The following is a 20,393-nucleotide window of genomic DNA, read 5'->3' as shown; positions in this document are numbered from 1 at the left end:
TTCAGTGTTTGAGGTGCAAGACGAACGATTCATAGGGTCTCAGCCGGATGTTGCGCGTTCGCGGCGAACAGTCGGCGTAGTTGCTGATCACTACCCGCTGGGTCATGCCGTGGCTGATGACGTGCTCGGGCAGCTCAAGCTCACAGGCGGTGCCGTAAAAATTGTTAAGGACCAGCAAACGCTCGTTGTCGCCTTGGCGCAGGTATGCCCAAACCTGCGGGTGATCGATCAGCAGCGCGCGATATTGGCCGTGCTGCAACAGCGGTTCGGTACGGCGCAAGGCAATCAACTGCCGGTAGTGATGCAGCACCGAAGCCGGGTCATTCACTTGGTCTTCAACGTTGATCAATGACGCGTTATCAGGGATGCCGATCCAGGGTTGCGCCGTGCTGAAACCCGCGTTCGGCTGATGACTCCACTGCATGGGCGTGCGGCTGTTGTCCCGCGACTTTTGCATGATCGCGGCCATGCAATCGGCTTCAGCCTCCCCCGCTTGACGCTTGAGACGATAGATATTCAAGGTCTCGACATCGCGGTATTGCTCGATGCGTTCGAAGCCCGGATTGGTCATGCCGATTTCTTCACCCTGATACACATACGGCGTGCCTTGCAGGCAGTGCAGCGCGCTGGCGAGCATCTTGGCCGAGACCACGCGATACTCGCCGTCATCGCCAAACCGCGACACGGCACGCGGTTGGTCGTGGTTACACCAGAACAGGGCATTCCAGCCGCCCCCCGCTTGCATCCCCACTTGCCAGTCAGAAAAGATCCGTTTGAGCTCAAGGAAATCGAAGTCGGCGCGTACCCACTTCTGCATGTTCGGGTAGTCCACTTTCAGGTGATGAAAGTTGAAGGTCATCGACAGTTCATTGCATTCGGGGTTGGAGTAGCGAATGCAATGTTCAAGGGAGGTGGAGGACATTTCACCGACGCTGACCAGATCGTGGCCGGCAAACACTTCGCGGTGCATCTCTTGCAGGTAGGCATGCACGTTCGGCCCGTCGGTATAGAACCGGCGGCCATCACTGTCGTCTTGCGGAAAGTGAGCGGGTTTGGAAATCAGATTGATCACGTCAAGACGGAAACCGCCTACACCTTTGTCACGCCAAAAGCCCATCAGTTTGTAGACTTCGGCCCGCACTTTCGGGTTGTCCCAATTGAGGTCGGCCTGGGTGTGATCAAACAGGTGCAAATAGTATTGGCCGGTTTGGGCCTCGTACTCCCACGCCGAGCCGCCGAACTTGGATTGCCAGTTATTGGGCTGGTCGCGCCAGATGTAAAAGTCGCGGTACGGGTTGTCGAGGCTGCTACGCGCCTGCACGAACCATTCGTGTTCGATCGAGGTATGGTTGACCACAATGTCGAGCATCAACTTGATGCCTCGGGCGCGGGCTTCGCCGATCAACAACTCGCAATCGGCCATGCTGCCGTAGCTCGGGTCAATGGCGTAGTAATCACTGATGTCATAGCCATTGTCGCGTTGCGGTGAACGCAGAAACGGCGTCAGCCACAGGTAGTCAACGCCCAGCCATTGCAGGTAATCAAGCTTGTCGACCACACCCAGCAAGTCCCCGGTAGCATTGCCCGCGTGGCTGTGAAAACTTTTTGGGTAAACCTGATAGATCACCGAACGCTGCCAGTCTTGCATGGGGGTTCCTTCAATAATTTTTTTAAACGCGCGGGGCAGTGAATCAGGCCACGCGAAAGCCTGGCCGGATGATTTTCAGGCTCAAGGCACAGGTCAGGACAAACGGCACCGCGATGGCCACCAGCATCCCGATGACGAACATCGGGATGTACTGGGGAATGATCGAGATGAAACCGGGCAAGCCGCCGACACCAATGGCCGAGGCCTGGACTTTGTTCAGCGACAGGAAAATGCTGCCCAGCGCCGACCCAGCCAACGCGGCGTAAAACGGGAATTTGTAGCGCAGGTTGATACCGAACATGGCCGGTTCTGTGATGCCAAAGTACGCAGACACCGCCGAGGTGGACGCCATGCTGCGTTCACGCACATTGCGGCTCATATAGAACACGCCGAGCGCAGCGCTGCCCTGCGCCAGATTGGACATCACGATCATCGGCCAGATGAACGTACCGCCCTGTGTGGCAATAAGTTGCAAGTCGACGGCGAGGAACATGTGATGCATACCGGTGATCACCAGCGGTGCGTAAAGCAGGCCAAAGATTAAGCCGCCGAGCACCGGTGCCAGATCAAACAGCATGACCACGCCTTCGGTAATCAGAATGCCCAGATGCCGGGTCACAGGCCCGATGATGGCCAGCGCCAGCACGCCCGTCACCACGATCGTGGTGATCGGCACCACCAGCAGTTGAATGGCATTGGGCACCCGGGCACGCAGCCATTTTTCAATCACGCTCATCACGTAGGCAGCTAGCAGGATCGGCAGGATTTGCCCTTGGTACCCGACTTTTTCGATCTGAAACAGGCCCAGGATGTCGAAGTAAGGCAGGCTTTGGCCGTCCAGCCCGGCAACGGCTTTGCCGTAGTTCCAGGCATTGAGCAGGTCGGGGTGAACCAACATCAAGCCCAGCACAATGCCGAGGATTTCACTGCCGCCAAAGCGCTTGGCCGCCGACCAGCCGACCAGCGCCGGCAGGAATACAAACGAGGTGTTGGCCATCAGATTGATCAGGCTCCACACGCCGTCGAGTGAGGGGTAGGCGTCGAGCAACGTTTTGTCGGCGATGAACATGCCTTTGGCGCCAAGCAGGTTGTTCACCCCCATCAGCAGGCCCGCGATGATCAGCGCTGGCAGAATGGGCATGAACACATCAGAGAACACCCGCACCAGCCGCTGCATGGCGTTGGCCTTGTCGGCGCCCTTCTGTTTGACATCCGCGATGGTGGAGGCCGCCAGCCCGGTTTGCTCGCGCAAAGCGGCGTAAACCTTTTCAACCTCGCCGGGACCAATCACCACCTGATACAGCCCCCCGGTAAAGAAGGAACCTTTGACCAAGTCGATCTGATTGAGCGTGGTGCTGTCGACCAGAGCAGGATCTTTTAACGCCAGGCGCAGACGTGTCACGCAATGGGCTGCCTGCTCAAGGTTTTCGGCCCCCCCGAGGCTGTGCAACAACTGGCTGGCGATCGATGAGTAATCGTGACTCATGCAGGATGTCCTGTTTGGAATTCTTGTTATGGAGCGTCACCCGTACAGCGCGCTAAAACGCAAACTACTCGTCTGTACCAGTTAAATCAACAACTGGTACAGACGAGTTGGCTATTTTTATGGACATGTCGTTGGGGAGCAAAAAAATTGACAGTAAGACCAATCCTCAGGCATCGCCTGAAAAGGCGTAAGCCTCTATGGGACTTGCACTGCCTGCACCCTGCCCTTAAGGTTCGGCCCTTGAGCCACCACGGCAAAGAAACTTTTTCATGACTAAATACAACCAGATCTATACGGATCTGCTTGCCAGCATCACCACCGAACGCTTGCAGCGCGGTGCGCGCTTGCCGTCCGAGGCCGAGTTGATGGCCACCTATGACGCCAGCCGCGGCACAGTGCGCAAGGCCATCGAGCAGCTGCAAGAGCGCGGCTTTGCGCAAAAGGTGCATGGCAAAGGGACGTTTGTACTGTCATCGAGCCCGATTGAGTTTCAGTTGGGTGGCATCGTCAGCTTTCAGGAAACCTGGCCGCGACTGGGCAATGACGTGAGTACCCACGTGGTCGAGTGCGTGCAGTTCCCGCTCGAAGGTACGCTGTGCGAGCATATCGACGCCCCGCCAGGCAGCTCGATCACTCGCATCAAACGGGTAAGGCGCATTGATGGCAAGCGCGTGATTCTGGACATCAACCACTTTGTGAACGCGTTGATTCCAGGGCTGAACGAGGACATTGCACAGCATTCGATTTACGCCTATATCGAGCAAACGCTGAACCTGTACATCAGCTACGCCCAGCGCACCATTGAAGCCGTGCCGCGCAGCAAAGATGATCAGCAACACCTGGATCTGGGCGATCAAAGCCATGTCATTGTGGTCAGCAACCAGACGTTCTTGCAGGACGGGCGGCAGTTTGAGTACACCGAGTCGCGGCACACACTGGACAAGTTCTATTTTTCTGACGTGGCACGGCGCTGAATCAGCGCCAATCCGACACGTCAGACGAAAACAAAAAAGGCGGTCAACACTGGGTGTTGACCGCCTTTTTTAGTTTGAACCGGTTACCCGGCCAGACTTATTCCCACTCTATTATCAATTGACCAAAAAGATTCTTATAAAACATAGCCCTAAGACGCTGGATATTTGAACAACCATGAAAAATGCCATGCACAGTAAAGCGTTCAAGAAGTCGGATTAGCCTCTCTCTTGGCAAAGGCTGCCGATAGCTGCCTCTCTAGAATGGCCAACTCATCCGCATTCCCATCACGAACAACCTCGGCCAGCAGATCCGCCGCGAAAGACGGATCGACCTGGAAAAGCTCTGCCATTGCCTCAGCGTGACTACGGTCTTTCATCAATCGCCCCTAGTTCGCAAATGCCCTCAGCGTCAAGAATAGCCTGCTCCGACTCCTACAAATCCGTCAGCTTCTGGCCGGTACTGGCTGTGAAGACTGACAGAAATCGGCCAACGGCTGTCCTTCATGAATTTCGTTCAAACAACATCCTTTCCAGCGTATTGTCCTTCACCCAATAGTGATGAAACATCCCCGCCACAGCGTGCAAACCAATCAACCAATATCCTGTAGTGCCAACTAGCTCATGCCAGTACTTGAGCTGTTTGGCGAAGTCCGGGGCAATGGCTACCGGTGCCGGCACGTGAAAGCCAAAGTACGGGAACGGCTTATCGCCAGCGGCGAGCATCAGCCAGGCGAGGATGGGCGTTGCGATCATCAGCCCGTACAGCGCAAGGTGTGTCAGATGCGCGATAGCAATCTGCCAAGCCGGTGGTTTTGGGGTAATCGGTGGTCGTGGGTTCAGGCGCCCGACCAGGCGAACCCACACCAGAGCGAAGATGGTTGTACCAAACAAGCCGTGCAAGCCCATGAGCAAACCCCGCGCTTCGCTGCCTTTGGGCAGATAACCCTTGATTTCAACACAGGCATATACCCCGACGAACAGGGAGAGCATCAGCCAGTGCAGGGCTATTGAAAGTTTTCCATATCGGGTTACGGAGGTGTCGCTGGTCATAAGAAGCGCCTGTTGATTGTTGTGAGGGACCGTTGATCCGGTTTCCTTGAACCGGCTGCGTAACCCTGCTCGTCCTGCCTTAAGAGAGTCTGAAGATCGACCCAAAGGTTATTCCTCTTTCACCTTCAGACTTCGTTAAGAAATGGCTTGGATACTTCGCTCAATCTCATTGAGGAAGGCGTTCGGCCCATGCTCGATCTCGACTGGAACATCCCCCTGCCCTTGCATTTTGGCCAAGCTGAAACGTCACCGTTAACCTTGGCTGGTGCTTTGCCGAACGATGCTTTGCGAGCGACGTTCGAAGACTTTATCCAGCAGCGTTTCCACAAGGCCCACGGCGCCGACATCCGCCACTTCATGCCCGAGCTGTTCGGCATGCACAACGGTGAGGGCCAGTTGTGCGCAGTGGCCGGTGTGCGTCGCGCGCACCTTGAAAGGCTATTTCTGGAGCGGTATCTGGACGAGCCGATCGAGCCATTGATTAGCGCGGCCGCTGATCACTCGGTAGGCCGAAATGCCATTGTCGAGGTTGGCAATCTGGCGGCTAGCGACACCGGCAGCGCGCGCCTGAGCATCATCGCCATCACCTATCTGCTGGCCATGGGTGGCCTGGAATGGGTGACGTTCACCGGCAATATCGGACTGGTCAACAGCTTCCGTCGTCTCGGCCTGAAACCCGTGACATTGTGCGCCGCTGATCCGGATCGACTGGGTGACGAGCGCCAACATTGGGGCAGTTATTACGAGAGCAAACCCTGGGTGCACGTCGGCGACATCCGCGCCGGGTTCGTCCACCTACGCAATATCGGCCTGTTCAGCCGCCTGGGCTTGCCGACCCCGATTGAAGGAGCCTGCCATGTCGCTTGAACTGCAACGCTTTCAGGAAACCTTGCGCGAGTATGCCCGGCGCAATGACAACACGACCGCGATTTGGGGCGATACGCTGAAACTCGATTACGCCACCCTGTATGCAGAAGTGCTGTATCGCCAGGAGCGCCTACGCGATGAGCAGGTGCAAGTCGTCGCCCTGGCGCTGGACAACGGCGTCGACGCAATGCTCTGGGATCTGGCGGTGTTGTTCGAAGGGTTGACCTGTGTGACGCTGCCGCCGTTTTTCAGCGCGGCACAACGCGCCCATTGCCTGGAGCAGAGTCAGGCCGAACGCGTGATTGCCGAACCGGAGCTGGACCCCGAACTGCGCGCTGCGGGCTATGAGCAACGCGGCGAGTTCTGGTGCCGCGCCTTTACCAGCAAAACACACATGCCGATTGGCACCGCCAAACTGACCTTCACGTCCGGCACCACCGGCACGCCGAAAGGTGTTTGCCTGAGTGCCGACAGCTTGCTGCGGGTCGCACGAGAGCTGGATCAGGCGAGCGAAACCACCCGGCCGCAGCATCACTTGGCGCTACTACCGTTGGCGATACTGCTGGAGAACCTAGGCTGTTATGCCGCGCTGTATGCCGGTGCGATGCTCAGTTTGCCGAGCCAGAAAACCCTCGGCATTCAGGGCGCCAGTGGCGTCGATGTCCCGCACCTGCTCGGTTATCTCGCCGGGCGTGCGCCGCATAGCCTTATTCTGGTGCCACAGCTGTTACTGATGCTAGTCAGCGCCGCCGAACAGAAAGCCTTCGCCCCGCAAACTCTGCGCTTTGCTGCGGTCGGTGGTGCACGAGTTTCCAAAGATTTGCTGGACCGTGCGCAACGGGTCGGCTTACCAGTTTTTGAAGGTTACGGTTTGTCCGAATGCGCGTCAGTGGTGTGCCTCAACCGCCCCGGCGCACTTCGACCCGGCAGTGTCGGTCGACCGCTGCCCCATGTCGAAGTGCGGTTGGCCGAAGACGGTGAAGTGCTGATCAAGGGCTCGACGTTGCTCGGCTATCTAGGAGACGCACCGTACGCCGATGAGTGGTGGCCGAGCGGCGACCTGGGCGAGTTCGACCCGGAAGGTTTTCTTTATCTCAAGGGCCGCAAGAAGCATCAGTTCGTCACCAGTTACGGGCGCAACGTCAACCCGGAATGGGTCGAGTCCGAGCTGACCCAGCGCCGCCACATCGCCCAGGCGTTTGTTTACGGCGAGTCCTTGCCGCGCAATCACGCCCTGCTCTGGCCGCATCGCCCGGACTGCACCGATGCCGAACTAGCCGCTGCCGTGGCCGAAGCCAACGAGGTGTTGCCCGATTACGCCCAGGTGCATCAGTGGACGCGCCTGCCGCAACCCTTCACCGCCGCCAATGGCTTTCTAACCGCCAATGGCCGCCCACGCCGCGATGCCATTGTCGCGCAGTACCACGCCCAATTGACCGAATCCGTTGTCCGAGAGGAAGCCGCATCATGAGTTTTTTCGACACCCTGCAAGAAGCAACACAGCATGAGCGCCACGAGCTGTTCAATCTGCCGATCATCTTCGATGCGTTGCACGGCAAGGTCAGCCTCGATAGCTATCGGGCTTTTCTCGCTCAGGCTTACTATCACGTGCGCCACACCGTGCCATTGATGATGGCATGCGGCGCACGTTTGCCGACGCGTCTGGAATGGTTGCGCAAAGCGGTGTGCGAGTACATTGAAGACGAATACGGCCACGAACAGTGGGTGCTCAATGACATTGCGGCCTGCGGAGGTGATCGCAAAGCCGTGCATGATGGCGAGCCTTCGCTGCCGATAGAGCTGATGGTGAGCTTCCTTTATGACCTGATCGCCCGAGGCAACCCGGTGGGTCTATTCGGCATGGTCAATGTCCTCGAAGGCACCAGCATCGCTCTGGCCACACACGCGGCAGGGAGTATTCGGGAGCGCCTGGCGTTGCCGGAAACCGCCTTCAGTTACCTGAGTTCTCATGGTTCGCTCGACATCGAACACATGCAAACCTATCGCCGCCTGATGAACCAGCTGGAAGATCCTGAGGATCAAGCGGCAGTGATTCATGCTTCAAAAGTCGTTTACCGACTGTACACCGACATGTTTCGCAGCCTGCCTCGTGACGCGGAGATTGAACATGCAGCTGCGTAACGCGCGCGTGGTCTTGACCGGTGCCAGTGGCGGTATCGGCATGGCTATCGCCGAAGCCTTGTGCGCCGCCGGCGCTCGGGTATTGGCCGTGGCGCGGCATCAGGAAGCCTTGGCCCCGCTGCTCAAACGCTACCCAGACGCCCTGTGCTGGGTAGCGGCTGACCTTACGCTCCTCAGCGACCGGCGCAAAGTACTCGCCGCCACAGAAGCGATTGGCGGAGTCAATCTGTTGATCAACGCCGCCGGGTTGAACCACTTCGCCATGCTCGAACAGCTCGACGACAGTGACATCAATGCGATGCTCGCGGTGAACATCAGCGCGCCGATCTGCCTGACCAAGCTGTTGCTGCCGCTACTCAAGCAGGCCGACAGCGCCATGGTAGTCAACGTCGGCTCGACCTATGGCTCGATCGGCTATGCCGGTTACGCCAGCTATTGCGCGACCAAGTTTGCCCTGCGCGGGTTTTCCGAAGCGTTGCGCCGAGAGCTGGCCGACACCCGGGTCAGCGTGCTCTATGTCGCGCCGCGGGCAACCCGCACGTCGATGAACAGCGCGACTGCGCAAGCCCTGAACGATGCGCTCAAGGCCAACGTCGATGATCCGCAAATCGTGGCCTCGGCGGTGATCCACGCGATTGCGGGTGACCGCCGCGACCTGTATCTGGGATGGCCCGAACGCTTCTTCGTGCGCCTCAACAATTTACTGCCGCAACTGGTCGATCGAGGTCTGCGCAAGCAGTTGCCCCTGATTCGTCGCTTCAGCGAAAAACCCGAGAACGAGACCCTCAAGCCATGAAAAAGATCTTCGCGGGCCTGCTGATAGCAACTCTCAGCCAAAGCGTTTGGGCTCTGGAGGCCGCCGACCAGCAGCGCCTGAGCAGCATTCAGCAAAGCTGGGCGCACATCCAATATGAAGTGGCGGAAAAACAGCGCGCTGCCGCGTTCGAGCAGTTGTCCAGTGAAACCCAGGCGTTCGCCGCGCAGCGCCCGGCGGTAGCCGAAGCCTGGATCTGGAAAGGCATTGTCACCAGCAGCTGGGCCGGTGCCGAAGGCGGACTCGGAGCGCTGGGGAAAGCCAAGGAAGCCAAGGCCGACCTGGAGAAGTCCCTGACGCTCGACCCCAAGGCCCTGCAAGGCTCCGCCTACACTAGCTTGGCGGCGCTGTATGATCGGGTGCCCGGCTGGCCCATCGGTTTCGGCGACAGCGACAAAGCTGAGCAACTGATCAAGCAGGCGCTGCAACTCAACCCCGACGGCATCGACAGCCTGTACTTCTGGGGCGATCACCTCTACCGTCAGAAACACTACGCTGAAGCAAAAGCAGCGCTGCAAAAAGCCCTGCAGACGGCGCCGCGTCACGGCCGTGAAACGGCAGATGCGGGACGCCGCAAAGAGATCGCCACTCTGCTGGTGGATGTCAACAAGAAACTCGACTGACAGGAGTCCGCGTGCGTTTATTACTGATTGAGGATGATGTGGCGCTAGGTGGAGGCATCCATCAAGCGCTTGGGCGCGAGGGATACACCGTCGATTGGCTCAAGGACGGCAGCAGCGCGCTGCATGCTCTGCTAAGCGAAACGTTCGATGTCGCTGTGCTGGATCTTGGCTTGCCACGCATGGACGGTCTCGAAGTACTGCGGCGCCTGCGCGACAGCGGCTCGAACCTACCGGTATTGATTCTCACCGCCCGCGATGCAACCGAAGATCGCATCGCGGGGCTGGATGCCGGTGCCGACGACTACCTGATCAAACCGTTCGACCTGGCCGAACTCAAGGCGCGATTGCGAGCGTTATTGCGGCGCAGTGCCGGGCGCGCGCAAGCGCTGATCGAACATGCCGGCATCATCCTCAACCCCGGTACACAGCAGGTCAGCTACAAGGGCCTTCCCGTAGCACTGACGCCCAAGGAGTATCAGTTGCTGCATGAACTGCTCTCACCTCCGGGCAGGGTGATGACTCGAGATCAACTGATTCGACTGCTCTATGGCTGGAGTGAAGAAGCGGAAAGTAACACGCTTGAAGTCCACATCCATCACCTACGTAAAAAGTTCTCCACTGAGCTGATCCGCACCATTCGAGGTGTGGGCTATCTGGTGGAGGAGCGTTGATGACTTCGATCCGCCGCCGTACATTGACGCTGATCATTGGCCTGCTGCTGGCCGGTCTGGCGGTGCTCAGCCTCTTCAATCTGCACGATAGCAATCATGAAATCGCCGAGGTTTACGATGCTCAATTGGCGCAGAGCGCGCGCTTATTACAAGGCGTGATGCGCATGCCGCTGGCGAGCAAGCAGCACGCCGAACTGTACCGGGCCTTCAATACTGCACTGGGCGAAGCGGTGCCGCGCGGCGATGGTCATCCATACGAACGGAAAATTGCTTTTCAGGTATGGAGCCCTGGCGGGGAGGTGTTGGTGCACACCGCCAGCGCACCCTCCTTCAGTTCACCGCCGACGCAAACGGGTTTCAGTGATGTGGTGGATGTGAACCGTCGTCATTGGCGCGCCTTCCTCCTTGAAGACCCACAAAACGGCATGCGCATCTGGGTTGGCGAGCGCGATGATGTGCGCGCGGATCTGGTCGACCGCATCGTGCGTCATACGCTCTGGCCGAACATCGTGGGCAGTTTGCTGCTCGCTGCGATGGTTTGGCTCGCTATAGGCTGGGGCTTGAAGCCCTTGGCAGACATGGCCGAGACCCTGCGTGCCCGTCACAGCGGTTCACTTGAGCCATTGCAACTGGCACCGCTTCCCAGCGAGCTAGAGCCCATGCAGGCGGCGCTCAACCGCATGCTCGCGCAGATTCAAGACGTGCTTGGCCGCGAACGACGCTTCATTGCCGACGCTGCCCACGAAATGCGTACGCCACTCGCCGTGCTGCGGGTACACGCGCAAAACCTGCTGGAGGCAGGCACAGAACAGGAACGTCGCGAATCACTGGAATTCCTTATATCAGGCGTTGATCGCACCAGCCGACTGGTCAACCAGTTACTGACCATGGCGCGACTGGAACCCCAAGCCAATCCGCCACCGCTACAGCGCATCGACCTCAGCAAAACCGTGCGTAATAGTCTCGTGCAGCTGACACCGTGGTTATTGAGCAAAAATCTTGAACTGATATTCGATGTCAGCGAGCAGCCATTTTATGTATCCGCCAACCCCGCCTCCATCGACATCGCGCTGAGCAACCTGATCACCAACGCAGCCAATTTCTCTCCCGAACACGGGGTAATCGCTGTGCAATTGAACCAGGCTGATGGCTTCTGTCATTTGACTGTCGACGACCAGGGGCCGGGAATTGATGAGTCATGTAGAGAGCGATTGTTTGAACGTTTCTATAGCCGTGGAACGGCGCAAGGAGCCGGTTTGGGGCTAACCATCGTCAACACAATCGCCATGCGTTTGAACGGACGTATCGAACTGGTAAACCGGGCAGAGGGAGGTTTGAGGGCTACGTTATCAATTCCAGCAAAAGAATAATCGCACAGCATCAAGCGATTATTTCGTTTCGCACAGTCGGTAAACATCGTGTGAGCAATGAGCCGCACCACATTTGATGCTGAAATCAGACCCCCCGCCAGCCATTACTTCCTCTGCGCGGATAAGCACACTCGATACCATGCCAGCATTGTCCAACTGAGCGTGGTATCGATGTCCTTTTCTAGTGATGCTTGCACTGAGCACCATGGCCAACGCCATTGACAACATAGAGAATATCGTAACAATCATAATTTTTTACATAAAAATCAATCAGTTACGATAAAACCTACTCCCACTCAATCGTTGCCGGTGGCTTGCTCGACACGTCATACGTAACGCGGGAGATGCCTTCGATTTCGTTGATGATACGCCCGCTCACGGTTTCAAGCAGTTCGTAAGGCAGGTGTGCCCAACGTGCAGTCATGAAGTCGATGGTTTCTACGGCACGCAGGGCCACAACCCATGCGTAACGACGACCATCGCCAACAACGCCCACCGATTTCACCGGCTGGAACACCACGAACGCTTGGCTGACTTTGTGATACCAGTCGGCCTTGCGCAGTTCTTCGATGAAGATGTGGTCAGCGCGACGCAGGATGTCGGCGTATTCCTTTTTCACTTCACCCAGGATGCGCACGCCCAGACCCGGGCCCGGGAACGGATGACGGTAGACCATGTCGTACGGCAGGCCCAGTTCCAGACCCAGACGACGGACTTCGTCCTTGAACAGCTCGCGCAGCGGTTCAACCAGCTTGAGGTTCATTTCATCCGGCAGGCCGCCCACGTTGTGGTGCGACTTGATCACGTGTGCCTTGCCGCTTTTAGCGCCAGCCGACTCGATCACGTCCGGGTAGATGGTGCCTTGCGCCAGGTACTTGATGTTTTCCAGCTTGCAGGATTCGGCATCGAACACGTCGATGAAGGTACGACCGATGATCTTGCGCTTCTTCTCCGGGTCGCTTTCGCCCGCCAGGTTGTTCAGGAACTGATCGGCCGCGTTGGCACGGATCACTTTGACACCCATGTTCTCGGCGAACATGGCCATCACCTGCTCACCTTCGTGCAAGCGCAACAGGCCGTTGTCGACGAATACGCAGGTCAACTGATCGCCAATGGCTTTGTGCAGCAAGGCTGCTACCACCGAGGAGTCAACGCCGCCGGACAGACCCAGCAACACATTGTCGGTGCCGACCTGGGCGCGGATGTTGGCAATGGCGTCTTCAGCGATTTTCGACGGTGTCCACAGCGCTTCACAGCCGCAGATATCGAGAATGAAGCGCGACAGGATGCGACCGCCTTGCTTGGTGTGGGTTACTTCCGGGTGGAACTGCACGCCGTAGTAGCCGCGCTCGTCGTTGTACATGCCGGCAATCGGGCAGCTCGGGGTGCTGGCCAGAATGTGGAAGTCGGATGGCATTTTGGTGACCTTGTCACCGTGGCTCATCCATACGTCGAGGCCAAACAGGCCATCCGCGTCGATGTGGTCTTCGATGCCGTCAAGCAGGCGGCTTTTGCCGACCACGTCGACGCGGGCATAACCAAACTCACGCAGCTCAGAGCCTTCGACCTTGCCACCCAGCTGTTCAGCCATGGTTTGCATGCCGTAGCAGATACCGAAAACCGGTACGCCAAGGTCAAAAACGGCTTGTGGCGCGCGCGGGCTGTCGGCTTCGTGAACCGATTCCGGGCCACCGGCCAGGATGATGCCTTTAGGGGCGAATTCGCGGATCGCGGCGTCGTCCATGTCGAACGGGTGCAGCTCGCAGTAAACACCGATCTCACGCACGCGACGGGCGATCAGTTGGGTGTACTGGGAACCGAAGTCCAGGATCAGGATGCGGTGAGCGTGAATGTCGAGGGCCATGGCAAAATCTCGATTAATTTCAGAAACGACACGGGGCTGAATCAAACAGCCCCGGTGACTTAATTCGTATCGCACCCCGAACTGGCCGGGGCGCGATCACTATCAACCTACGCGATAGTTAGGTGCTTCTTTGGTGATTTGTACGTCGTGGACGTGGGATTCAGCCATGCCAGCGCCGGTAATCCGCACGAACTCGGGTTTGGTGCGCATTTGTTCGATGTCGGCACAGCCGGTGTAACCCATCGAAGAACGCAGACCGCCCATCAGTTGGTGAATGATTGCCGACAGCGAGCCTTTGTACGCCACACGGCCTTCGATACCTTCCGGTACCAGCTTCTCGGCACCTGCGGACGAATCCTGGAAGTAACGGTCGGAAGAACCCTGGGATTGCGACATCGCACCCAGCGAACCCATGCCGCGATAAGCCTTGTACGAACGGCCCTGATACAGCTCGATTTCGCCCGGTGCTTCTTCAGTACCGGCAAACATCGAACCCATCATCACGCAGGAAGCGCCAGCGACGATGGCCTTGGACAGATCACCCGAGAAACGAATGCCGCCGTCAGCGATCAAGGGTACGCCGGTGCCTTCGAGGGCAGCGGCCACATTGGCAATCGCGCTGATTTGCGGAACGCCAACGCCAGCCACGATACGCGTGGTGCAGATCGAGCCTGGGCCGATACCGACTTTAACTGCGTCTGCGCCTGCTTCGGCCAAGGCCAGGGCCGCGGCGCCGGTGGCGATGTTGCCGCCAATCACCTGCACGTGCGGGAAATTTTGTTTAACCCAACGTACGCGGTCGATCACGCCTTTGGAGTGACCGTGAGCGGTGTCGACGACCACCACATCAACGCCAGCCGCCACGAGGGCCGCAACGCGATCCGCAGTGTCTTTACCCGTGCCGACCGCTGCGCCAACACGCAGACGACCCTGATCGTCCTTGCTGGCCAATGGGTACGCCTTGGCTTTTTCGATGTCGTTAACGGTCATCATGCCTTTGAGGGCAAATTTGTCGTCAACGATCAATACTCGCTCGATGCGATGTTTGTGCAACAGTTCGCGGGCTTCTTCTTTGTCCGCACCTTCCATGACCGTCACCAAACGCTCTTTAGGCGTCATGACGTCACGAACGGAGGCTTCAAGGCGGTTTTCAAAGCGCACGTCGCGGGACGTCACGATGCCGACCAGGTCGCCGTTTTGCAGCACCGGAACACCGGAGATATTGTGCTGGCGAGTCAGTTCGAGCAGTTCACGTACGGTGGCATCGGCCTCGATGGTGATGGGTTCTTTAACCACACCGGCCTCGAAACGCTTGACCTTGCGCACTTCGTGAGCTTGCTGCTCGATGGTCATGTTCTTGTGGATGATACCAATACCGCCTTCCTGAGCCATGGCGATTGCCAAACGGGCTTCAGTTACGGTGTCCATTGCAGCGGAAACCAGCGGAATATTCAGTTCAATGCCACGGGTCAAACGAGTCTTTAGACTGACTTCGTTCGGAAGAACCTCGGAATAACCGGGGACGAGAAGGATGTCATCGAAGGTGAGTGCTTCTTGGCTGATACGCAGCATCGCTGGGGCTCCCGAGCGGGAAAATGGAAGCGCGCCATTGTACTTAAAACACCTGTGCGGCTCAACGGAAACCTTTAGAGAGTTTTGCGCTAAGGGCCATGATTTATTGACTTCGAAGGCAGAAATCGATCCGTAGCGGCTGCTGAAGGCCGCGTCCGGCGGTGAAGCGGTCGCAAGGTCAGGCTACTGCGTTACGTCAGGTAAAAACGGGATTCCGGTTTTACGACGGCGTCGCCCCCGCACGCAGCCGCGCAGGCTCGGCAGCGGCTACGCAATCCGGGGGTCACAGTTCGACTTTCACCCACGCCACCGGCTGATCAAGCCAGTCGGCAAACTCATCGAGGAAGCTTTGCTTGAACCCCGCCTCGGCCCAGTTATTGAAGATGAAACCCAGGTTGGAAAACGCGCACGGCTGCAAAAACAAAAAACCGTTGATGTCATCTTCATGGGCGCAGAGCGGGCAGGTGAAGTTATCTGTTCGCCCCGGCATCCAGTCTTCAAGGCTTTCGAACAGTGCTTCGCCAACTTCTTTGCGGCACTCGGCACAACCGGCCTCTTCCAGAAAGCCCTTGGCCGGGGTGTAAATGCAGCGCTTGGTAATGATCTCCAACCCGTTGATCGCCTCACCAAAGGGCAAGGCTTCAGGGTGTAACACCACGCTCGCAGCCCCCGGCGCAATGGCATAAGCCATGCCATTGCCGGTGCGACCGCAGGTCGTGAGTTCTGCTTCAATGATGTTTTTGCGCACCAGCCAGCGCACGATGGCACGGGCGCGCGGCTCATGCACCGCCAAGGTGGAAATTTTAGGCACGATGATGCTTTGCGAATTCATGGGATACGGCACATATAAGAACAAACCTAAAGGTGTAGTCGCGGTTGCATGCGAGCTTTTTCAGAGCGCGCAGCTTAAAGCCTGATCCCCCAAGGGCCTACTCTTTAGTGCACGCGCCTTAACCCGACAGGTGCAGTGATCAGCATCCGCCCTTATGATGGCCCTCATGATTAAAGACCCTTTTGCAAGACTCAACCTGGACCGCGAAGTCCTGACTGTCAGCCAGCTCAACGGCCGTGCGCGGGTGTTGCTCGAAGACGTGTTCAGCAATATCTGGGTTGAAGGTGAAATTTCCAACCTCGCCCGCCCGGCGTCTGGCCACGTCTACTTCACCCTCAAGGACAGCGGTGCTCAAGTACGTTGCGCGCTGTTTCGCAACAACGCCGCACGGGTGCGCCAAGCGCTGAAAGACGGCCTGGCGGTAAAAGTACGTGGCAAGGTGTCGTTATTTGAAGGTCGTGGCGACTATCAACTGATCCTCGATACGGTCGAACCCGCAGGCGAGGGGGCGCTGCGTCTGGCCTTCGATGCACTCAAAGAAAAGCTCAGCGCTGAAGGGCTGTTCAGTGCCGAGCGCAAGGTGGCCCTGCCCGCTCATCCGCAGCGCATTGGTATTGTCAGCTCACCCACGGGCGCGGTGATTCGCGACATCATCAGCGTGTTTCGCCGCCGTGCCCCGCACATCGAGCTGACGCTGATCCCGACTGCCGTGCAAGGCCGTGAAGCCACCGCGCAAATCGTGCGCGCACTGAAACTCGCCGATGCGCGCGGCTTTGACGCGCTGATCCTGGCCCGGGGCGGCGGCTCGCTGGAAGACCTGTGGTGTTTTAACGAAGAAGCCGTGGCCCGCGCCATTGACGCCTGCGTGACCCCTGTCGTGAGTGCCGTCGGCCACGAAACCGACGTTTCGATCAGCGATTTTGTGGCCGATGTACGCGCCCCCACCCCCTCCGCCGCCGCCGAGTTGCTGGCTCCGGACACCCGCGACTTGCAGCACCGCATCGACAACCTGCATCGCCGCCTGGTGATGCGCATGCGCGACCGTTTAATGCGTGAGCGCTTGCGCCTGGACGGCCTGGCGCGTCGTTTGCGCCACCCCGGCGAACGTTTGCGCCAGCAAGCACAACGGCTGGATGACCTGGACATGCGCCTGCGCCGCGCGTTTGAGCGTAATCTCAATACCCGTCGCGAGCGCTTGATTCGCCTCCAAACCCGTCTGGCCGGTCAGCATCCGGGGCGCCAATTGGCGCTCTTACGCCAGCGTCTGGACAGCCTGGCCGAGCGCTTGCCACGCGCCATGCGCGAAGGGCTCAAGGCCCGTCGTTTGCAATTGCAAAGCCAGATGCAAACCCTGCATGTGGTCAGCCCGCTGGCCACGCTGGGGCGCGGTTACAGCATCTTGCTCGACGAGCGCGGCAATGCCATTCGCAGTGCCGGGCAAACCCATAACGGCCAACGCTTGAAGGCCAAACTGGGTGAAGGCGAATTACACGTGCGCGTTGAAGATAACCACCTCACGCCCGTCACCCTTTCATTACTGGATTGATCAATGCTGCGTTTTGCCTCTGCTCTTTTGTTGTTATGCCTGACCGTCAATGCGAACGCAGCTGACAGTTACATCACCCGATTACTGAACAAACCTGTGCCGGGGGGCGTTGCCGTGATCGAGCTGGGCAAAGGTGCGCAAGCCCCCAAAGCAACCTATCAAGGCAAGCCCGTATTGGTGGTCAAAGAACAAGACACATGGCGTGCCATTGTCGGCATCCCGCTGACGGTAAAACCCGGCACTCAGCTCATCAGTTCGGCCGGGCGCGACCTGAGCTTCACAGTGGGCTACAAAAAATACCCCGAGCAACGCATCACGCTGAAGAACAAGCGCCAGGTCAATCCGAACCCGGCGGATATCAAGCGCATCGACAATGAACTGGCGATTCAGATCAAGGCGTATCGCACGTTCAGCCCCAACACCCCGAGCAACCTGCTGTTGGACAAACCGGTCAACGGACCGTTGTCGAGCAAGTTTGGTGTGCGCCGATTCTTCAACGGCGAAGAACGCAACCCGCACGCAGGCCTCGACTTTGCAGTGCCAGCCGGCACGCCGATCAAAACGCCAGCAGCCGGCAAAGTGATTTTGATCGGCAATTACTTCTTCAACGGAAACACCGTGTTTGTCGACCACGGCCAAGGCTTCATCAGCATGTTTTGTCACATGTCCACGATCGACACCCAGGTTGGCCAGCAACTGGCCCGTGGTGAGGTGGTAGGTAAAGTGGGTTCAACCGGTCGCGCCACAGGGCCGCACATGCACTGGAACGTCAGCCTGAATGATGCACGCGTAGACCCGGCCATCTTTATTGGGGCTTTCCAGCCGTAACCATTCGGCAGCTCTTGAGCAGCACAAAACGCCTAACTACCTTTACGGAGCGCAATCCTTGTCAATAAAAGACATGGATTGCGCGATAAAAACTCGTATAACGACGATATTCGAGCATTTATCTCAATCTTTTTTGGCCGCTTGCCATCTTTACGGCCAATGGTTAGGGTTGAGGCCATGAACACACCTCACACCCTCATTCTGCTACGTCAACATCGCAGCCTTTGCCTCGTCAGTGCACGACTGCAAGGCTGATTGCGGTGCCTCGCCCCTCTGCTTTGTATCTACGGTTAGCCGCCTTTTTTCGGCTCGTACAATAAGGATTGCCTGATGACCATGCTCAAAAACCCTTCTTCCAAGTACCGCCCGTTTCCGGTCATTGATTTGCCTGACCGCACGTGGCCGTCGAAAACCATCATCCGCGCGCCAATCTGGTGCAGCTCTGATCTGCGCGACGGCAATCAGTCGCTGATCGAACCGATGGATGCCGCGAAGAAGCTGCGTTTCTGGAAAACGCTGGTCAGTGTTGGCGTAAAAGAAATTGAGGCGTCGTTCCCGGCCGCTTCGCAAACCGACTTTGATTTCGTGCGCACGCTGATCGAAGACGGTCACATCCCTGACGACACCACCATTCAGGTGCTGACCCAAGGCCGTGAAGACTTGATCGCACGCACGTTCGAGTCATTGCGAGGCGCCAAAAAAGCCATCGTTCACTTGTACAACGCGACATGCCCGGCCTTTCGCCGCATCGTGTTCAATCAGGACAAGGACGGCATCAAAGAAATCGCTGTCAGCGCGGCCAAGCTGTTCGTCAAATACGCCGCGCAACAACCTGAAACCCAGTGGACGTTCGAATATTCGCCTGAGACCTTCAGCGCCACGGAGCTGGAGTTCGCCAAGGAAGTGTGTGATGCCGTAATCGAGGTGTGGAACCCGACGCCTGAGCACAAGATGATCCTCAACCTGCCCGCCACCGTTGAGTGCGCCACCCCAAACATTTATGCCGACCAGATCGAATGGTTCGGTCGCCATATCAATCGCCGTGACAGCGTGCTGATCAGCCTGCACACCCATAACGACCGTGGCACAGGGGTTGCGGCAACCGAGCTGGGCCTGTTGGCGGGTGCTGACCGCGTGGAAGGCTGCCTGTTCGGTAATGGCGAACGCACCGGCAACGTCGATCTGGTCACCGTGGCACTGAACATGTACACCCAGGGCCTGGACCCGCAGCTGGACTTCTCGGACATCGACGGCGTACGCAAAGTCGTTGAAGAGTGCAACCAGATTCCGGTTCACCCACGCCATCCGTATGTGGGCGATTTGGTGCACACCGCGTTCTCCGGCTCGCATCAGGACGCTATCCGTAAAGGCTTCGCACAACAGAAACCCGATACTTTGTGGGAAGTGCCGTACTTGCCTATCGACCCGGCAGACATTGGCCGTAGCTACGAAGCCGTCATTCGCGTTAACAGCCAATCCGGTAAAGGCGGGATTGCTTACCTGTTGGAGCAGGAATACGGCATCAACCTGCCGCGCCGCATGCAGATCGAGTTCAGCCAGGTGGTGCAACGCGAAACCGACCGTCTGGGCCTTGAGATGACCGCCAAACAAATCCACGGCCTGTTGCACAGCGAGTACCTGCAAGCCAACACGCCTTACGCGCTGGTAAGCCATCGCCTGCAAGAAGAAAACGGTCATAGCGCGGTCGACGTTGAAGTATCAGCCAAAGGTGCGGGCGAGACTAACCTGCGCTGGAGCGGTCAAGGCAACGGCGCGCTGGAAGCGTTGGTGGCGGGCTTGCCGGTCAAGGCTGAAATCATGGACTACAACGAGCATGCAATCGGCGCAGGCACCCACGCCAAAGCGGCGGCGTACATTGAGCTGCGCGTAAATGGCGAACGCGCCGTGCATGGTGTGGGTATTGATGAAAACATCACCACCGCCAGCTTCAAGGCCTTGTTCAGCGCCCTGAACCGCGCACTGAGCGATGCGCAGGCAAAAGCGGCGTAAGCAATCAAAAAGCCCCCTGATGTACGGGGGCCAATGAAAGGATCAGCGCCACACCCTGCGAGGGCTACGCTTTTGCAGGGTGTTTTTTTGGAGCCC

18 protein-coding genes are annotated in these 20,393 nt (G+C 58.0%); 11 read left to right on the top strand and 7 right to left on the bottom strand.

Annotated features, from left to right (window positions below; translation table 11 throughout):
• Position 1: 1 nt before the first annotated feature.
• Both treC and treP read right to left on the bottom strand, forming a co-directional pair.
• Positions 2 to 1,648, bottom strand: a complete 1,647-nt coding sequence (gene treC / locus TU86_RS02040) for an alpha,alpha-phosphotrehalase (protein ID WP_048362631.1) — start codon at positions 1,646 to 1,648, stop codon at positions 2 to 4.
• Positions 1,649 to 1,691: 43 nt separating this feature from the next.
• Positions 1,692 to 3,134, bottom strand: a complete 1,443-nt coding sequence (gene treP, locus TU86_RS02035; RefSeq protein ID WP_048362630.1) for a PTS system trehalose-specific EIIBC component — start codon at positions 3,132 to 3,134, stop codon at positions 1,692 to 1,694.
• 269 nt (positions 3,135 to 3,403) lie between these two features.
• Here treP and treR point away from each other — a divergent pair, with 269 nt between their 5' ends.
• Complete coding sequence (gene treR, locus TU86_RS02030; RefSeq protein WP_048362629.1) at positions 3,404 to 4,108, top strand: trehalose operon repressor; 705 nt, start codon at positions 3,404 to 3,406, stop codon at positions 4,106 to 4,108.
• A gap of 203 nt (positions 4,109 to 4,311) precedes the next feature.
• Here the strand turns inward: treR and TU86_RS23035 are convergent, their stop codons facing one another.
• Both TU86_RS23035 and TU86_RS02025 read right to left on the bottom strand, forming a co-directional pair.
• Positions 4,312 to 4,485, bottom strand: coding sequence for a hypothetical protein (locus TU86_RS23035; RefSeq protein ID WP_167337961.1), 174 nt, complete (start codon positions 4,483 to 4,485; stop codon positions 4,312 to 4,314).
• 124 nt (positions 4,486 to 4,609) lie between these two features.
• Positions 4,610 to 5,158, bottom strand: coding sequence for a cytochrome b (locus TU86_RS02025; RefSeq protein WP_048362628.1), 549 nt, complete (start codon positions 5,156 to 5,158; stop codon positions 4,610 to 4,612).
• A gap of 189 nt (positions 5,159 to 5,347) precedes the next feature.
• Between TU86_RS02025 and TU86_RS02020 the strand changes: the two genes are divergently transcribed.
• Genes TU86_RS02020 through TU86_RS01990 form a run of 7 tightly spaced genes read left to right on the top strand, consistent with a single transcriptional unit; the run spans position 5,348 to position 11,645 of the window.
• Positions 5,348 to 6,025, top strand: a complete 678-nt coding sequence (locus TU86_RS02020) for a thermostable hemolysin (protein ID WP_048362627.1) — start codon at positions 5,348 to 5,350, stop codon at positions 6,023 to 6,025.
• Complete coding sequence (locus TU86_RS02015; RefSeq protein WP_048362626.1) at positions 6,015 to 7,496, top strand: AMP-binding protein; 1,482 nt, start codon at positions 6,015 to 6,017, stop codon at positions 7,494 to 7,496. Before TU86_RS02020 ends, TU86_RS02015 begins: the two co-directional genes overlap by 11 nt.
• Positions 7,493 to 8,167 (top strand): iron-containing redox enzyme family protein, encoded by a 675-nt coding sequence (locus TU86_RS02010; protein ID WP_048362625.1) that lies wholly within the window; start codon positions 7,493 to 7,495, stop codon positions 8,165 to 8,167. The genes TU86_RS02015 and TU86_RS02010 overlap by 4 nt, the downstream gene beginning before the upstream one ends.
• Positions 8,154 to 8,963, top strand: coding sequence for an SDR family oxidoreductase (locus tag TU86_RS02005; RefSeq protein WP_048362624.1), 810 nt, complete (start codon positions 8,154 to 8,156; stop codon positions 8,961 to 8,963). The genes TU86_RS02010 and TU86_RS02005 overlap by 14 nt, the downstream gene beginning before the upstream one ends.
• Positions 8,960 to 9,604: a tetratricopeptide repeat protein gene (locus TU86_RS02000; protein ID WP_048362623.1), complete on the top strand. Its 645-nt coding sequence runs from the start codon at positions 8,960 to 8,962 to the stop codon at positions 9,602 to 9,604. The genes TU86_RS02005 and TU86_RS02000 overlap by 4 nt, the downstream gene beginning before the upstream one ends.
• A gap of 11 nt (positions 9,605 to 9,615) precedes the next feature.
• Positions 9,616 to 10,275, top strand: a complete 660-nt coding sequence (locus TU86_RS01995) for a response regulator (RefSeq protein ID WP_048362622.1) — start codon at positions 9,616 to 9,618, stop codon at positions 10,273 to 10,275.
• On the top strand, positions 10,275 to 11,645 hold the full coding sequence (locus TU86_RS01990; protein WP_048362621.1) for an ATP-binding protein: 1,371 nt from the start codon (positions 10,275 to 10,277) through the stop codon (positions 11,643 to 11,645). Before TU86_RS01995 ends, TU86_RS01990 begins: the two co-directional genes overlap by 1 nt.
• A gap of 286 nt (positions 11,646 to 11,931) precedes the next feature.
• On the opposite strand, the gene guaA is transcribed toward TU86_RS01990, so the two are convergent.
• The 3 genes from guaA to TU86_RS01975 all read right to left on the bottom strand — a co-directional run bounded on the left by guaA (position 11,932) and on the right by TU86_RS01975 (position 15,913).
• The gene (gene guaA, locus TU86_RS01985; protein ID WP_048362620.1) at positions 11,932 to 13,509 is read right to left on the bottom strand and encodes a glutamine-hydrolyzing GMP synthase; all 1,578 of its coding nucleotides are present in this window, start codon (positions 13,507 to 13,509) and stop codon (positions 11,932 to 11,934) included.
• Positions 13,510 to 13,611: 102 nt separating this feature from the next.
• Positions 13,612 to 15,081 (bottom strand): IMP dehydrogenase, encoded by a 1,470-nt coding sequence (gene guaB / locus TU86_RS01980; RefSeq protein WP_048362619.1) that lies wholly within the window; start codon positions 15,079 to 15,081, stop codon positions 13,612 to 13,614.
• Positions 15,082 to 15,364: 283 nt separating this feature from the next.
• A complete protein-coding gene (locus TU86_RS01975; RefSeq protein ID WP_048362618.1) occupies positions 15,365 to 15,913 on the bottom strand; it encodes a hypothetical protein in 549 nt (182 codons plus the stop codon).
• 166 nt (positions 15,914 to 16,079) lie between these two features.
• Between TU86_RS01975 and xseA the strand changes: the two genes are divergently transcribed.
• The 3 genes from xseA (at position 16,080) to leuA (ending at position 20,297) form a co-directional block, all read left to right on the top strand.
• Positions 16,080 to 17,459, top strand: coding sequence for an exodeoxyribonuclease VII large subunit (gene xseA, locus TU86_RS01970; protein WP_048363021.1), 1,380 nt, complete (start codon positions 16,080 to 16,082; stop codon positions 17,457 to 17,459).
• Between the two features lie 3 nt (positions 17,460 to 17,462).
• A complete protein-coding gene (locus tag TU86_RS01965; RefSeq protein ID WP_048362617.1) occupies positions 17,463 to 18,287 on the top strand; it encodes a M23 family metallopeptidase in 825 nt (274 codons plus the stop codon).
• Between the two features lie 330 nt (positions 18,288 to 18,617).
• Positions 18,618 to 20,297 carry a 2-isopropylmalate synthase gene (gene leuA / locus TU86_RS01960; protein ID WP_048362616.1) on the top strand — a complete coding sequence of 560 codons (1,680 nt, stop codon included), beginning with the start codon at positions 18,618 to 18,620 and terminating at the stop codon, positions 20,295 to 20,297.
• Positions 20,298 to 20,393 lie beyond the last annotated feature (96 nt).

It is taken from the genome of Pseudomonas weihenstephanensis (assembly GCF_001043055.1).
Taxonomy (GTDB): Bacteria; Pseudomonadota; Gammaproteobacteria; order Pseudomonadales; family Pseudomonadaceae; genus Aquipseudomonas; species Aquipseudomonas weihenstephanensis.
The sequence above is the reverse complement of the archived record's forward strand: the minus strand, read 5'-3'. Positions and strand labels throughout refer to the sequence as shown.

Coding starts and splice junctions, on each gene's coding strand:
- TU86_RS01975 (WP_048362618.1), bottom strand. CDS start 15,913: ATGAATTCGCAAAGCATCATCGTGCCTAAAATTTCCACCTTGGCGGTG.
- TU86_RS02000 (WP_048362623.1), top strand. CDS start 8,960: ATGAAAAAGATCTTCGCGGGCCTGCTGATAGCAACTCTCAGCCAAAGC.
- TU86_RS02015 (WP_048362626.1), top strand. CDS start 6,015: ATGTCGCTTGAACTGCAACGCTTTCAGGAAACCTTGCGCGAGTATGCC.
- TU86_RS23035 (WP_167337961.1), bottom strand. CDS start 4,485: ATGAAAGACCGTAGTCACGCTGAGGCAATGGCAGAGCTTTTCCAGGTC.
- TU86_RS02025 (WP_048362628.1), bottom strand. CDS start 5,158: ATGACCAGCGACACCTCCGTAACCCGATATGGAAAACTTTCAATAGCC.
- xseA (WP_048363021.1), top strand. CDS start 16,080: ATGATTAAAGACCCTTTTGCAAGACTCAACCTGGACCGCGAAGTCCTG.
- TU86_RS02020 (WP_048362627.1), top strand. CDS start 5,348: ATGCTCGATCTCGACTGGAACATCCCCCTGCCCTTGCATTTTGGCCAA.
- treP (WP_048362630.1), bottom strand. CDS start 3,134: ATGAGTCACGATTACTCATCGATCGCCAGCCAGTTGTTGCACAGCCTC.
- guaB (WP_048362619.1), bottom strand. CDS start 15,081: ATGCTGCGTATCAGCCAAGAAGCACTCACCTTCGATGACATCCTTCTC.
- TU86_RS02005 (WP_048362624.1), top strand. CDS start 8,154: ATGCAGCTGCGTAACGCGCGCGTGGTCTTGACCGGTGCCAGTGGCGGT.
- leuA (WP_048362616.1), top strand. CDS start 18,618: ATGACCATGCTCAAAAACCCTTCTTCCAAGTACCGCCCGTTTCCGGTC.
- guaA (WP_048362620.1), bottom strand. CDS start 13,509: ATGGCCCTCGACATTCACGCTCACCGCATCCTGATCCTGGACTTCGGT.
- TU86_RS01990 (WP_048362621.1), top strand. CDS start 10,275: ATGACTTCGATCCGCCGCCGTACATTGACGCTGATCATTGGCCTGCTG.
- treR (WP_048362629.1), top strand. CDS start 3,404: ATGACTAAATACAACCAGATCTATACGGATCTGCTTGCCAGCATCACC.
- TU86_RS01965 (WP_048362617.1), top strand. CDS start 17,463: ATGCTGCGTTTTGCCTCTGCTCTTTTGTTGTTATGCCTGACCGTCAAT.
- treC (WP_048362631.1), bottom strand. CDS start 1,648: ATGCAAGACTGGCAGCGTTCGGTGATCTATCAGGTTTACCCAAAAAGT.
- TU86_RS02010 (WP_048362625.1), top strand. CDS start 7,493: ATGAGTTTTTTCGACACCCTGCAAGAAGCAACACAGCATGAGCGCCAC.